The 14,494-nt window shown below is 46.0% G+C and carries 12 protein-coding genes and 1 tRNA gene; 5 read left to right on the top strand and 8 right to left on the bottom strand.

Annotated elements, in window-relative coordinates:
* Nucleotides 1-85 precede the first annotated feature (85 nt).
* Nucleotides 86-1,237: a methionine aminotransferase gene (locus tag LKO26_RS12050; protein WP_227588134.1), complete on the bottom strand. Its 1,152-nt coding sequence runs from the start codon at nucleotides 1,235-1,237 to the stop codon at nucleotides 86-88.
* Nucleotides 1,238-1,368: 131 nt separating this feature from the next.
* On the opposite strand from LKO26_RS12050, the gene LKO26_RS12055 reads away from it, so the two are divergent.
* Both LKO26_RS12055 and LKO26_RS12060 read left to right on the top strand, forming a co-directional pair.
* Nucleotides 1,369-2,376 carry a M28 family metallopeptidase gene (locus tag LKO26_RS12055; protein WP_227588135.1) on the top strand — a complete coding sequence of 336 codons (1,008 nt, stop codon included), beginning with the start codon at nucleotides 1,369-1,371 and terminating at the stop codon, nucleotides 2,374-2,376.
* 44 nt (nucleotides 2,377-2,420) lie between these two features.
* Nucleotides 2,421-2,492, top strand: a tRNA-Arg gene (locus LKO26_RS12060).
* A 62-nt stretch (nucleotides 2,493-2,554) separates the two neighbouring features.
* On the opposite strand, the gene LKO26_RS12065 is transcribed toward LKO26_RS12060, so the two are convergent.
* Together LKO26_RS12065 and LKO26_RS12070 are read right to left on the bottom strand one after the other, a co-directional pair.
* Nucleotides 2,555-3,073 carry a peptidylprolyl isomerase gene (locus LKO26_RS12065; RefSeq protein ID WP_227588136.1) on the bottom strand — a complete coding sequence of 173 codons (519 nt, stop codon included), beginning with the start codon at nucleotides 3,071-3,073 and terminating at the stop codon, nucleotides 2,555-2,557.
* Between the two features lie 80 nt (nucleotides 3,074-3,153).
* Nucleotides 3,154-3,402, bottom strand: a complete 249-nt coding sequence (locus LKO26_RS12070; protein ID WP_227588137.1) for a VF530 family DNA-binding protein — start codon at nucleotides 3,400-3,402, stop codon at nucleotides 3,154-3,156.
* Between the two features lie 421 nt (nucleotides 3,403-3,823).
* Between LKO26_RS12070 and LKO26_RS12075 the strand changes: the two genes are divergently transcribed.
* Entirely contained in the window at nucleotides 3,824-4,102 is a 279-nt protein-coding gene (locus LKO26_RS12075) for a hypothetical protein (RefSeq protein ID WP_227588138.1), read from the top strand.
* Nucleotides 4,095-4,529 (top strand): T9SS type A sorting domain-containing protein, encoded by a 435-nt coding sequence (locus LKO26_RS12080; RefSeq protein WP_227588139.1) that lies wholly within the window; start codon nucleotides 4,095-4,097, stop codon nucleotides 4,527-4,529. The genes LKO26_RS12075 and LKO26_RS12080 overlap by 8 nt, the downstream gene beginning before the upstream one ends.
* Nucleotides 4,530-4,586: 57 nt before the next feature.
* Here the strand turns inward: LKO26_RS12080 and uvrA are convergent, their stop codons facing one another.
* A complete protein-coding gene (gene uvrA / locus LKO26_RS12085; protein ID WP_227588140.1) occupies nucleotides 4,587-7,370 on the bottom strand; it encodes an excinuclease ABC subunit UvrA in 2,784 nt (927 codons plus the stop codon).
* Nucleotides 7,371-7,638: 268 nt separating this feature from the next.
* Between uvrA and LKO26_RS12090 the strand changes: the two genes are divergently transcribed.
* Nucleotides 7,639-9,447, top strand: a complete 1,809-nt coding sequence (locus tag LKO26_RS12090; protein WP_227588141.1) for a TonB-dependent receptor plug domain-containing protein — start codon at nucleotides 7,639-7,641, stop codon at nucleotides 9,445-9,447.
* Between the two features lie 21 nt (nucleotides 9,448-9,468).
* Here LKO26_RS12090 and LKO26_RS12095 read toward each other — a convergent pair whose 3' ends face one another.
* The 4 genes from LKO26_RS12095 to LKO26_RS12110 form a co-directional block, all read right to left on the bottom strand.
* Nucleotides 9,469-9,912, bottom strand: coding sequence for a phosphohydrolase (locus tag LKO26_RS12095; RefSeq protein ID WP_227588142.1), 444 nt, complete (start codon nucleotides 9,910-9,912; stop codon nucleotides 9,469-9,471).
* 2 nt (nucleotides 9,913-9,914) lie between these two features.
* A complete protein-coding gene (locus LKO26_RS12100; protein WP_227588143.1) occupies nucleotides 9,915-12,173 on the bottom strand; it encodes a cation:proton antiporter in 2,259 nt (752 codons plus the stop codon).
* A gap of 151 nt (nucleotides 12,174-12,324) precedes the next feature.
* Entirely contained in the window at nucleotides 12,325-12,612 is a 288-nt protein-coding gene (locus tag LKO26_RS12105) for a hypothetical protein (RefSeq protein WP_227588144.1), read from the bottom strand.
* 88 nt (nucleotides 12,613-12,700) lie between these two features.
* Nucleotides 12,701-14,470, bottom strand: coding sequence for an acyl-CoA dehydrogenase family protein (locus tag LKO26_RS12110; RefSeq protein WP_227588145.1), 1,770 nt, complete (start codon nucleotides 14,468-14,470; stop codon nucleotides 12,701-12,703).
* Between the last annotated feature and the right edge of the window lie 24 nt (nucleotides 14,471-14,494).

Raw genomic sequence — 14,494 nt, forward strand, 5'->3', positions numbered from 1 at the left:
AGGTTACTTTTGATAAAGATAGGAAATAATCAGATACGAGACATGAGACTGGGAGACACGAGATAGGAGACGGGCTGGGTTGCGGTCAGATACGCTCAATTTCCCTCAGCCGCGCCACCGCATTCCGGATGGTTTCTTCTTTTTTGGCGAAGCAAAACCGGACGCTTCCTGTGTCTTTCTGATCATGATAAAACGCAGACACCGGAATGGTGGCCACATTTTTCTCACGGGTCAGCCAGACGGCAAATTCCTTATCGCTCATCTCCGGCTGAATATTCCGGAAGCCCGCCACCTGAAAATAACTGCCATGCGCAGGTTCTGCAATTTCAAAAGGGGTTTCCTTCATCAGTTCGCAGAACAGATCACGACGTTGCTGCATGCTCCGGCGGTTTTCCTTTTCGTCAAAAATTTCAAGGTATTTGGCCAGGGCATACTGCGCGGGCGAATTGACACAAAAGGTGAGGTACTGGTGCACCCTTCGGAAGGCTACACTCAATTCTTCGGGGGCCAGCACATAACCAATCTTCCAGCCGGTGATGTGGAACATCTTCCCGAATGAAAAAATACTGAACATGCGCTGGCGCAGTCCGGGATGGTTAAAAAGGCAATGAAATTCACTGTCATCATAAATCAGCAGGTCATATACGTCATCAGAAATAATCATGATTTCGGTGTCTTTTACCACATTCCACAGCTTTTCCATGCTTTCTTTTTCCCAAACCTTGCCGGTAGGATTGTGCGGTGAATTCACAATGATGGCTCTTGTTTTCTCGGTAATGGCCGCTGCAAGATCATTCCAGTTCAGTTCAAAGTTTTCATTGAGCTGCACAAAAACCGGAACGCCACCGTTCATTTCTATGGAGGGAACATAGCTGTCATAGCAGGGTTCCAGCACAATCACTTCATCGCCCGGCTGTAAAACGGCCGCCAGGGCACAGTAAATGCCGTAGGTAGCCCCCGGTACGATGGTAATTTCTGAGGCATGCACCGGTACCGGCACCCGCCGCTGCGCATTAAAGGTGACCAGATTTTCAATCAGTTGGGGATTCCCTGCCAGTGGGGCATACTGGTTATAACCTTTTTCCGCTGCTTCGCCCAGCAATTTCTGCAGTGCCGGGTCTGTATCATAATCCGGGAATCCCTGAGAAAGATTTACTGCCTGATGCTTCATGGCCAAAGCAGACATTTCGGAGAAGATGGTCAGATCGCTGCCCGAGTGTTTTCTTGGAATTTTCATCCCATAAATTTAAGTATTTTCTGTGGTTTGTGATTTTTTTTGATATTTTTATGCTGATTTTTAACCCGAATCATCAGCAGGTACCGCCACTGATTCAGGAATTTTCATCCAACAGAAAAAATTAAATAAATATGAAAAAATTACTGGTTCCCCTTTTACTGGGCCTCATGCTTACCTCTTGCAAGACCACACAGCACGGACCCGGAGGTTCTGCATTTCAAAAATCGTATGAATCCATTACCGCAGAGGATCTGAAAAAACATCTGTACATCATTGCCTCAGACGAAATGGAGGGCCGCGAAACCGGCTCAGAAGGTCAGAAAAAGGCCGGCAGGTATATGATTGATGAATACCGAAAAATGGGCGTTTCTCATCCGGATGCACTGGCCAGTTACTACCAGCACGTCCCAAGTGAAGCGTTGCGGGGCCGTCGCGGAAATCTGCCTGATTCCGAGAATATTCTGGCCTTCATCAAAGGAAATGAAAAGCCGGACGAAGTCATTGTCATCTCGGCGCATTATGACCACGTGGGCACGCGCAACGGGGTGGTGTACAATGGTGCCGATGATGATGGCAGTGGCACTGTGGCACTGATGGAAATTGCTGAAGCCTTTAAACTGGCCAAGAATAATGGCCGCGGTCCGAAGCGTTCCATTTTATTGCTCCATGTGACGGGCGAGGAACACGGACTGCTGGGATCTAAATATTATGCCGAAAATCCGGTGTATCCGCTGGCCAATACGGTGGTAAACCTGAACATTGACATGATAGGTCGCTGCGATCCGGAAAACTGCGGTACCGATTATGTGTACGCCATAGGTTCGGAAATGCTGTCTTCGGAGTTAAAACAAATCAGCGAGGCAACCAATGCAGCCACCCAGAAACTGAATCTGAATTACAGGTATGATGATCCCAATGATCCTCAGCAATTGTATTACCGTTCAGATCATTATAATTTTGCCAAAAACGGAATCCCGGTCATCTTTTATTTTGACGGCATTCATGAGGATTATCACAAACCTACTGATGATGCCGATAAAATAGATTATGAATTACTGAAAAAACGCACCAGGCTTATTTTTGCCACGGCATGGGAACTCGCCAACCGTGATGCCCGGATTACGGCAGACCGCAAATAACCGGAAATTGGCGGTGGGGAATTTTAAAAATCTGAAAACCCGTCAGCTCTATAGTTCAACGGATAGAACAGGAGTTTCCTAAACTTCAGATCCGGGTTCGATTCCCGGTAGAGCTACTTACAGAAAATGCCCGGAAATTCCGGGCATTCTGATGTTTTCAGGTGACAGACACAGCGGCTTAGTGAGATTCTGTTCCGTCTATGCCATGTGCGTGGCCGTGCGCCAGTTCTTCTTCTGTAGCCGGACGGGTATTCACGATTTCTACCTGGAAGTCCAGGTCTTTACCGGCCATAGGGTGGTTCAGATCTGCCACTACATGGTCTTCTGTAACTTCTACCACTACTGCCTGGAAATTGTTTCCACGGTCATCAGACAGCGGCAGTAGAGCACCTACCGGCGGCATTCCGGATTCTTTGAACATCTCTGCAGAGAGATTGGCCAGGGCATCGGGTTGTCTGGGGCCATACGCCTCATCAGAAGCGATAACAAAGTCGGTTTTGTCGCCTGCTTTCAGACCCAGAATTTCCTGTTCAAATTTGGGAATCATCACTCCCACACCATACAGGAAAGTCAGGGGATTTTCCGCTGTGGTTTCTTCAACCAGCGTTTTGCTGCCGTCTTCGTTCAGGGTATGCAGAATGTATTTTACCGCTACCACATGATTGTTTTCTATTGTCATATTAAATGGTCTTTTCATTGTGAAGATGTTCACAAAATACCCGGCAAATATAGTCTTTTTTCAATGGATACCGGAGCCGCACCGGCCAGCTTTCCTGCTTAAGTTCCCCCGGAATCATTCTTTTTTTTCTGGCGCAGTACATACAGATAGAGGCTTTCTACCTTTGCTCTGGCCCAGGGCGTTTTGCGCAGAAATTTTAATGAGGAACTGATGCTGGGGTTATCGGTAAAACAGCGGATGCTGATTTGTTCACTTAGTTTTCCGAAACCACCGTAATACGCCAGCAGTTCTTCCAGAATGGCATCCAGTCTTTTGCCGTGCAGCGGATCTTTAGATTTTTCTTTCATGGGAATTCAATTTAAACGGTATCTTACCCATACCTTTCTGCAAGTCGCGTCATGGTGCAGAAAGAACCCGCTCTTCAGGAGCGGGCTCAGTAGATAAAACATCTCATTTTTTTAGTTAGACAACAACAAAAAAGAGAAGCCGACAGTGCTTCTCTTAAGTTTTTATATTAAGTAATATTATGCTTATTTTGGGTAATATGGGGTGCAGCGCGTTCACTTTCGGTTGCTTTTACAGGGTAAATGTACACATTTTTTTGAAAGGCAAGATGAATTTAATGTTAAAATTCACAGGTTATCCACTTTTTATTGTGGATAAGTTTATTTAGAATGATTCTAAAAGGGTTATAAAATTCGCATTCATGAGAAAAAAATTTGCATAGTTTTAGTTTTATGGAGTTAAACACTTAAAAATCTTGTCATTATGAAAAAAATTATATTCTTTATACTGAGTTTCTTTTCGATGCTGTGCGTGCATGCCCAAAACGACTTCCCTTATTTCCGGGAATGGGGCACCTATATAGGCGGTGCAGGAACGAAAATTGCTAATGAGTATAAGGGGAATGTGTTTCCTGTTGATTCTCAGGGCAATATGTTTGTGGGTGGAGTCGTTGATAAGGTAGCGGGGTACACTACTTCTTATTATGACCAGTTTGTCCTGAACGGATCCTTTACCCATACAGAATCTTATTTGGATGGCTAAGCTGCTGTCAAACGGCGCATTGATTCTGTGGGGTTCCACCGGTGCATCTACCAAGATTGTTACCCACGGCGCGGCTTTCCCCGCCATGATTGATCCATCTCCCGGAAAAACCTTTGGCTTCATGGCCAAGTTCACCCTGAAGGAGGAACTGTCTGTAGCGGAGACGGGCGCGGGTCAGGATCTGGTATTGTATGATAACCCAAACAACGGGAACTTCTATTTGAGCGGAAGTGTACTGCAAAAGGAAGCTGCCACGGTACAGGTTTACGATTTTGCCGGCAGATTGATTGTACAAAAACCTTTGGCAAAACGCAAAACCCAGCATATCGACCTAGCCGGAACACTTTCTGCGGGCACATATATGGTAAAAGTATCTGCCAACCAGGGAACCGTATTGAAAACCTTTAAAATGGTGGTGAATAAATAAACGGTGATGTCATATTATCAAAAAAGGAATTCCGGTTCGGAATTCCTTTTTTCATATTTAAAGTTTGGCAGCAATATATTTTGCCGTATGAGATACTGTGTTATGAACCAGCTCTTCGGGAGTTCCCGAAAAAACCACTTCACCACCGTATTTTCCGGCTTCCGGGCCAATGTCAATAATATAATCTGCGGTTTTAATGATGTCCGGCTGGTGCTCAATCACAATCACCGAATGCCCCAGTTCTATAAGTGCCTGCAGGGATTGCAGCAATTTGTTGATGTCATGAAAATGCAGACCGGTAGAAGGTTCATCAAAAACAAAAAGCGTTTTGTCCGTAGTGCTGCCTTTTACCAGAAATGAAGCCAGTTTTATGCGTTGCGCTTCGCCCCCGGAAAGGGTAGAGGAACTCTGACCCAATTGCAAATAACCCAGACCCACGTCCTGCAAGGGTTGCAGTTTGGTCACAATTTTCTTCTCATCATTGTCCCGGAAGAAGTCCAGCGCTTCATCCACGGTCATGTGCAGGATGTCTGAAATATTTTTGTCATCATATTTTACCTCCAGGATTTCATTTTTAAAACGAGTTCCCCTGCAGGCTTCGCATTCCAGTTCTATGTCTGCCATAAACTGCATGGACACATTGATTACTCCTTCACCTTTGCACGCTTCGCAGCGGCCACCGTCCACGTTAAAGGAAAAGTGTTTGGTTTTATAGCCCATCATTTTAGACAGTTTCTGCCGAGCAAAAAGATCCCGGATGTCATCATACGCTTTCAGATAGGTTACCGGATTGGAGCGTGAGGATTTCCCGATGGGATTCTGATCAATCAGTTCTATGTTCTTAATGAGCTTCTTAGGGAATTCCACGGCATCATAATCGCCTTTCTTGCCGCCCATACCCAGCTGAATCTGGATTTCTGTACTCAGGACTTCCTTCATCAGGGTAGATTTACCGGAGCCCGATACACCGGAAATGACGACCAGACTTTCCAGCGGAATGTCCACGTCTATGTTCTTCAAATTATTCTGACGTGCGCCTTTTACCCGGATCCATTCTTTCGGTTTGCGCCGGGTTTGAGGTACTTTTATTTCCAGTGTGCCGGTAAGATACTGAGCCGTAAGCGAGTCTGATTCTTTCAGTTCATCAAAATTTCCGGCAAAGACCAGTTCGCCTCCCAGATACCCGGCTTCCGGACCAATGTCTATAATGTAGTCTGCTGCCCGCATCACATCTTCGTCATGCTCTACCACAATGACCGTATTGCCCAGATCTCGCAGGCTTTTCAGCACTTCTATCAGGTTTTCGGTATCGCGGGAATGCAACCCGATGGAAGGTTCATCCAGGATATAAATGGAGCCTACCAGCGAGCTTCCCAGGCTGGTAGCGAGGTTGATTCTCTGGCTTTCTCCGCCGGAAAGCGTGTTGGAGGTCCGGTTCAGGGTGAGGTAACCCAAGCCTACTTTTTCCAGAAACTGCAATCGGGTCGTGATTTCGTAGAGCAGTCTTTTGGCTACTTCGGCGTCATGAGCACTTAATTTCAGTTGCTGTACTACCGGCAGCAGTTCGTCCAGCGGCAATTCTATCAGTGATTGTATGTTGTAGCCGTCTATTTTTACCCATTCGGTTTCGGGGCGCAGTCTCAGTCCCTCGCAGGTAGGGCACAGGGTTTTGCCACGGTAGCGGGAGAGCATCACGCGGTACTGGATTTTGTAGAGATTGCCTTCCAGCATTTTAAAGAAATTACGCAGGGAAGGGAAACCGGAGGTGCCGTCGCCTTTCCACAGATAATCTTTCTGCTCTTTACTCAGTTGATGATACGGTTTGTGCACCGGGAAGTCTTTGGCTTTTTTGATAAAGTCTTTGCGCCATTCACTCATGCTTTCACCTTTCCAGGCGGCCACGGCTTCTTCGTAAACCGAAAGATTTTTATTGGGAATCACCAGATCCTGATCTATCCCGATCACTTTGCCATACCCTTCACATTCCGGGCAGGCTCCGTACGGATTATTGAAACTGAAAAAGTGAACGTTCGGTTCCAAAAACTCGATGCCGTCCAGCTCAAATTTGTTTGAAAACTCATGCACTTCTGCGGTACCGGCATTTTTGAGTGAGCAGTAGCCGTGTCCTTCATAGAATGCCATCTGTACCGAGTCTGCAAGCCGCTGCAGGAAACTCTCGTCATCCTCATAGCTGAAACGGTCAATCACCAGATGAATGTCCATATCCTGCTCCGGTACGAACCCGAAGCTTTCCAAATCTTCAATTCCTGCTACATTGCCATTGACCTCCAGTTTGGTGAATCCGGAGATTTTCAGAGCATTGAGTGTCTGACTGAAACTTTCAACGGAGAATTTCAGAGGGGCGCGGAGCAGAAAAGTATGACCCGGATGGTTGCTGATGAAATTTACCACGTCTGTCACCGAATCTTTCTTCACCTCCTTACCGGATACCGGTGAAAAAGTATGTCCGATTCTGGCAAAAAGCAGTTTCAGATAATCATAAATTTCAGTGGTGGTTCCCACGGTGGAACGCGGATTGGAAGAAATGACCTTCTGCTGGATGGCGATGGAGGGTGCCAGCCCTTTGATGCTGTCAATCTTCGGTTTTTCCAGTTTGCCCAGAAACTGCCTCGCATAGGAGCTGAGACTTTCTACGTACCGGCGCTGTCCTTCTGCATAAATCGTATCAAAAGCCAGCGAAGATTTTCCGCTGCCCGACACGCCGGTAATCACCACCAGTTTATTTTTGGGGATGACTACATCTATGTTTTTCAGGTTGTTAAGATGAGCGTTCTTAACGAAAATTTCTTTTTTTATATCGATAGGTTCTGTTGTGGCCATGTGAAATTTTAGACAGGCAAAATTACGATTTTTTTAGCGGATTCAGACGCGCAGAGAAAGACGGATTGTTGAAAAGAACTGAACGGCTTTTTTTGATTTTACACCTGAAAAATCATAGTTTTTAATGATAAATATCATAGAGTTATCTATGTCATAATAAAAAATAGCAGGCAATATTGCTTTTCAGTTCTTTCATTCCTTTTTATATTTGCCGGCAAGAATGGCAGGTCTTGTATCAGTGATACCATTTCTGCGAAATAATTTGTTCATGAAGAAGCCGTTTTTATGTTTGATGGGTCTGGGAATGGCCACTGTGTTTTTTGCTCAGGATAAAGAAACGCAGGTAGAGGAAGTTCAGGTATTTGGTAAATTTCTGAATCTGCCGCTGAAGAAGGTCAATGAAAATGTGACCGTAATCACCAAAGCAGATCTGCAGACCACTCCTGCGCAGAGTGTAGAAGAAATTCTGGCACATTTCACCGGTTTTGATATCCGGAAAAGAGGCGCCAACGGGGTGCAGGCAGATATTTCGCTTCGTGGAAGTTCGTTTGAACAAGTGCTCATTCTCATTAACGGAATCCGCATGAATGATTCGCAGACCGGGCACAATTCCATGAGTGTGCCGGTGGACTTGTCATCCATTGAAAAAATAGAAATTGTGAAAGGACCCGCAGCAAGGCGCTTCGGGCAAAATGCCTATGCGGGGGTCATCAATATTGTGACCAAAGCCTCTTCTGAAAATACGGTGACGGTTTCTGCTGCCGGCGGCGACTTTGAAACCTATTCCATGGGACTGGACAGTCAGTTTGGCAATGAGCGTATCTCTAATTTCGTGCAGGCTTCTACCAGCAGTTCCGGTGGCTACCGGTACAATACCGATTACAAAATTCATAATATTTTCTATCAGAATCACCTTCGTCTTCAAAATGGAAATCTGCGTTTCCAGGCCGGCATTCAGGAGAAAAAATTCGGAGCCAACGGTTTCTATGCCACGGCGGCTGCCCGCGATCAGTATGAGGAAACTCAGGCATCTGTGGTAAGCGTAGCTGCAGACCAGCAGTGGAATCAGTTTCGCATGCAGGGAAATATGTACTGGCGCAGAGGCCAGGATATGTATGAGTATGTGCGCAATAAGCCTGAAATTTACCGCAATATGCACATCGGGAATAATGTGGGCGGTGAGCTGAACGGAAGCTATACCTCGGCACTGGGAACCACCGGTCTGGGCGTGGAACTGCGCAAGGAATATTTGTCCAGCAACAATCTGGGAGACCGCGAGCGTTTTCTGACTCAGGCTTTCTTTGAACATTATTTTTCGCTTTTCAGTGACCGCCTCAGCATCAGTCCGGGAATTTCCTGGAGTCATTATGATGATCACGGCGATTTTTTCTATCCGGGAATTGATGTGGGTTTCAGCATCACAGATGCACATAAAATCTTCGGAAGTGCAGCCAAAGTAAACCGTATTCCCACCTTTACCGATTTGTATTACAGCAGTCCGTCTGAGACAGGGAATCCAAATTTACTCCCGGAAAATGCGCTGTCGGCAGAAGCAGGTTACCGGTTTCAGAAGGGGGGATTCACAGGCAAGATTACCGGTTTTGGCAGATTTACCCATGATGCCATAGACTGGATCAAGGCAGATGCGGCAGAACCGTGGCAGGCGGTGAACATCGGGAAAATCAATACCAAAGGATTCGAGGCCGAGCTGGAACAACGTTTTCAGTCGGTTGTAGAAAAAATAGCTCTCGGTTATACCTTTCTGGAAAGCAAAGCGGAACACAATCCGGCACTGATGTCACGGTACGTCATGGAAAATCTGAAACATCAGGTAGTTGGCAAAATGGAAAACCGCTGGACAAAAAATCTGACTTCACAATTCGTATACCGGTATCTGGAGCGGGTATCTACGGGGAGCCATCAGTTGCTGGATGTGGCGGTGCACTACCACCTGAATCAGCTGAAACTGTATGTGCTGGTGAACAATGTGACCGATGCGCAATATACAGAAACCTTCGGTGTGCCCATGCCGGGCAGGTGGTTTCATATAGGAGCGAGCTACCGTATTAAACTGTAGAAATTATACAGTTATTCACGATTAATACTTGTCTTTCAGATAAAGATAAGCTTTCAGGTATTTGTTCAGGCGCTTCATATCTTTTTCGGTAATGGGCTTTACGAAACGGGTCAGGTCCATATTGTCTTTCAGGTCATTCAGTTTTACAGAAATGGCCAGCGGAGAACGCTCGATTTGCCTGATGAATTCTATATAATTCTGATCTGAAGGGTTTTTGGTCAGGCATTCTATGGCAAAAACCACATGGTTCGGGAAACCCTGATCCAGCAGGTATTCTAATGTAATTTCCGGGCAGTCTTCTACCACATCATGCAGCACCCCCACAATTTTTTCGTCATACGTTTTTCCATAATTCATCACGCGCATCACGTGTGACACATAGGGCACGCCAAACCGGTCGGTCTGATCTTTATGCGCTCTGGCAGCAATTTTAATGGCTTTATTCAGCAGTTCTTCCCGGGTCATGGCTAGAGTTCTACGTTCAGTTGGTCAATTTTTTTACGGTCGCCCACCACCCATACAATGTCGTCCTCGCGTAACACTTCGGTAGAGGCAGGGTTCAGAATACGCTCGTCTCCACGGCGGATGGCCACAACCAGTCCGTCGGTTTTATCTCGGATACCGGATTCGCGGATGGTTAATCCTTTTTTATGTGAATGATGGTTGATGAGGATACGACCCAGCTTGATGTGGTCTGTGCTTTCCTCCATCACGATTTCCTCACTGTCGAAAACCGGTTTAAATACCTGGAACTGATCATCTGTGGTAATGATCCCTACTTTGTCATATGGCATCAGTACCTGGTGGCGGTCCGGCGAGTGAATGACCTTGGATCCGCGTTGTATGTATCCGATGTTGACGCCGTATTTCTCGCGCCACTGCAGGTCAATCAGCGGTACCCCAATATAGTCTGCGAGTGGTTTTACTTCTACCTCAATAATGTGTACATCCCAGGCTGCGAGGCTGCTTGAAATTTCAGGATTTCCGGAGTAATTTCTGGAATCCTGAGCATCTTCTGTAATCTGGCGGATGTTAAAGTTGGTGATGAACCGCTTCTCCAGCCGGCTGTAAAACTTCTTAATACGGGTATTGAAGGTCACAATCAGAATAATGGCTACCGGAATGGTAATGAAGAATGATATGGTGGTAGATGCGAAGCGGTTCAGGAAGAATCCCAGAATGAAAATTCCCAGTGCAAAACGGGCGATTTCCAGAATCAGAAGCGGTCCGCGGTTATATTTAGTTTTGGTCCACAGTTCACGGTACGCCACAGAGTTGGGGCGTTTTACCATCAGTGCCCATAAAAATGGAATGATGAAAATGATGGGCAATGAATTCCCGATGATGTTTTTAATGTCATTGCTGTCCAGATTCTGGTTAATGGTCGGTATGATGAACTGAGAAAACAGCAGGTATATGGCGATGATCACAATACCGTTAATCACTATGATTTTAGCATACTGTTTCAGAATGGTCTGCCAGCTGGATTCAGACTGTATGCTTTGGGTATTGGACGAGTATTTGTTGATGCGGTCTATATATTTCTGCGGCGTCACCTTCACAATCCAGTTATAGAACGGCTCAGAAATTTTAATCATATAAGGAGTGGTAAAGGTGGTAATGGCCGAAACACCCACGGCTACCGGGAACAGAAAATCTGAAATAACGCCCAGCGAAAGTCCCAGTGTGGCGACAATGAATGCGAATTCACCAATTTGCGCCATACTCATTCCCACCTGCACAGACTGTTTCAGCGGCTGCCCGGAAATGAGTGCTCCCAGTGATGAACTGAAGAGTTTCCCGAAAATCGTAAGCAGGGTCACAATGAAAATAGGCCACGCATAGGTCACCATATCATCATAATTAATCATCATCCCTACCGATACGAAGAATACCGCACCAAAGAGGTCTTTTACAGATTTCAGGGTGTGTTCTACCTTTTCTGCCACGGTAGTTTCTGCAATAATGGATCCCATGACAAATGCACCCAGCTCTGCAGAGAATCCTACAGAAGTGGCAATGAGAACCATACCCAGACAAAGTCCGATGGACAGAATCATTAAGATTTCATCATCAATGAGATTCTTAATTCTTTTCAGGAAAGTTGGGATGAGAAAAATCCCCAAAAGGAACCATAAGATCAGGAAAAACAGCAGTTTGGCTACGGTAAACAGAATCTGCGTGCCTTCAAATTCCTTGGTAACCGCAATAGTGGACAGCAATACCATGAGGAGAATCACCACAATGTCTTCTACCACCAGAACCCCGAAAACCGTTTTGGCAAAATTCTTTGTTTTCACACCCAGCTCGTCAAAGGCACGGATGATAATGGTGGTGGAGGAGCTGGCCAGCATACCACCCAGAAACATGCTGTCCATGGTACTCCAGCCCAGCATTTTACCGGTAAAATACCCGGCAACAGTAATGAAGATAATTTCTGTGAAGGCCGTGACAGAGGCAGATCCACCCACATTCATGAGTTTCTTGAAACTGAACTCCAGCCCCAGACTGAAGAGCAGGAAAATCACCCCGATTTCTGCCAGGGTTTTAATATTGGCGCTGTCTACCACAGACGGGAAAATATTCAGATTGGGACTTACCAGAAATCCTGCAATGATGTATCCCAGAACCAAAGGCTGTTTAATTCTCCGGAATATCAGTACTACAAAGGCTGCCACAATCAGAATTAGTGCCAGGTCTTCTATAAGCTTTGGTAAGTGCCCCATCTTCGTTTTTCTTTGATTTTTCCAAAAATACTGAAATGGAATTATTTTTCAAAGAACTTTTTTAGGTAAAGAGGATATTTTTTGCCATTGTGCCTGCTTTTTTCATCCACAGTAAAATATTCACCTTCGGAATGTTCCAAAAACCTGATTTCTACGGGGAGTCCTGTTCCAAGTTTTCCTTTTCCGGCAATGGCTGTAAACGGCGAAGGCTTGCCAAAGGAACTTCCGGCTGATGCACCTGCATATAGTACCGCTCCGGATTTTCCAGTGTGTGAACCAGAATTTTATAATCAATCTGCTCTGCACCGGATTTCGGAAGGCCGGCTGTATCAGCATCTGCCTGCACCGGTGGCAACAATGACTTCGCCTGCACCGGCGGATTTTCCTGCGCATAGAAAAGTCCCGGAAAAACGAGCAGCAGCATACATAATGATTTCATGATGGAAATTTTATTTAAAGTTAATCAAAAATATTGAACCCAAAAAAACCGCCTCTGAGGAGACGGTTTTGGAATGGATTGCCATCGTTTAGTACGCTTCTTTTTCCACAAAATGTGCAGCGATTTTTTCGGTAAGCGCCACAATATTCGGGTAGTTGGTGTATTTGGTAAACCTTCTGAGACCAGAGAGCATCATGCGCTGTTCATCTCCCTCGGCAAAGGAAATAATGCCTTCCTTGGCAGCTTCTATGATTTTTTCCACAGCTTTGTACAGGTTCAGCTGTGCCATGGCAACCTCCACAGAGTCGGCCTCAAAATGTTTCTCAGCCCGCAGAATGGCAGACTCTGCCATATAAATCTGATTCAGAATTTCAGAGGCATTCAGCAATAAATGCTGCTGTTTCTCTATTTCGGTCATGTATTTCTGCAATGCGGCTCCGGAAACCATCAGGAAAACCTTCTTCAGGCTGGCCAGCAATGCCTTTTCTTCGCTCAGCAATTCAGAATAATCCGGAACATCAAAGGAAGGAATAGACATCAGTTCTTTGCCCACTTCCATAGCCGGCTCCAGCAGGTTCAGCTGTCCTTTCATGGCTTTTTTAATGAGCATGCCCACCGCCAGAAGTCGGTTAATCTCATTGGTTCCTTCATAAATCCTGGAAATTCTGGAGTCACGCCATGCGGCTTCCATCGGGGTGTCTTCAGAGAATCCCATGCCGCCGTATATCTGAATCCCTTCATCTGCAATATGCTGGGTAAGATCAGAAACATAGACTTTCAGAATGGATGCTTCTACTGCAAATTCTTCCACACCTTTCAGTTCGGCTTCCTGGTGATTCAGTCCGGCCGCAATGAGTTCCTGGGTTTTATCTTCCACATTTTTGGCCGCTCGGTAAGAACCTGCTTCTGCTACAAAAATTCCGGTAGCCATTTCTGCAATTTTCTTACGGATGGCTCCGAATGTGGAGATGGACACGCCGAATTGTTTTCTTTCATTGGCGTATTTTGCAGCATGTCCCAGGATGCGTCTTTGTCCGTCCAGATTGGCTGCTGCCAGTTTAATGCGGCCTACGTTCAGTGCATTCAGTGCGATTTTGAAACCATTGTTTCTTTCGCCCAGCAGATTTTCTACCGGAACTTTCATATCGGTAAAGAAAACCTGACGGGTAGAGGAGGAGCGGATGCCCAGTTTGTGTTCTTCTTCGCCAAAGGTAAGTCCTTCCGTTCCTTCTTTTTCCACAATAAATGCGGTGATATTTTTATCATCGTCAATTCTGGCAAAAACAATGAATATTTCTGCAAATCCGGCATTGGAGATCCACATTTTCTGACCATTGATGATGTAATGGGTGCCGTCTTCAGAAAGTCTGGCTTTGGTTTTCCCGGAGTTGGCATCAGACCCGGCATCGGGTTCGGTGAGGCAGTACGCTCCGAATTTTGTTCCGCTGGCCAGATCCGGCAGGTATTTCTGCTTTTGTGCTTCGGTTCCGTACAGGAGAATAGGCAGGGTGCCGATTCCGGTATGTGCCCCGAAAGCGGTGGCCAGAGATCCGTTGGCTCCGGATAGAAAATCGCAGGCCAGCATGGTGGTCACAAAGCCCATGCCCATGCCGCCGTATTCTTCCGGCACGGTCACTCCCAGAAAGCCCATTTCGCCCATCTGACGCATTTTTTCTTCGGTAAGGGCATAGTCTTTCTTTTCAAAGCGCTCTCTGTGGGGAAGGACTTCACGGTCTATGAATTCTTTGGCTGCATCACGCAGCATTTTTTGCTCTTCGGTGAGTTCTTCCAGTGTGAAAATTTCGTGGGCAGGAACTTCTTTGATTAAAAATTCGCCGCCGGTTAATGTATTGCTCATTTGGTTGTATTTTAAGGTTGAAAA

Origin of the sequence: Chryseobacterium sp. MFBS3-17 (assembly GCF_020687745.1) — a bacterium.
Classification (GTDB): domain Bacteria; phylum Bacteroidota; class Bacteroidia; order Flavobacteriales; family Weeksellaceae; genus Marnyiella.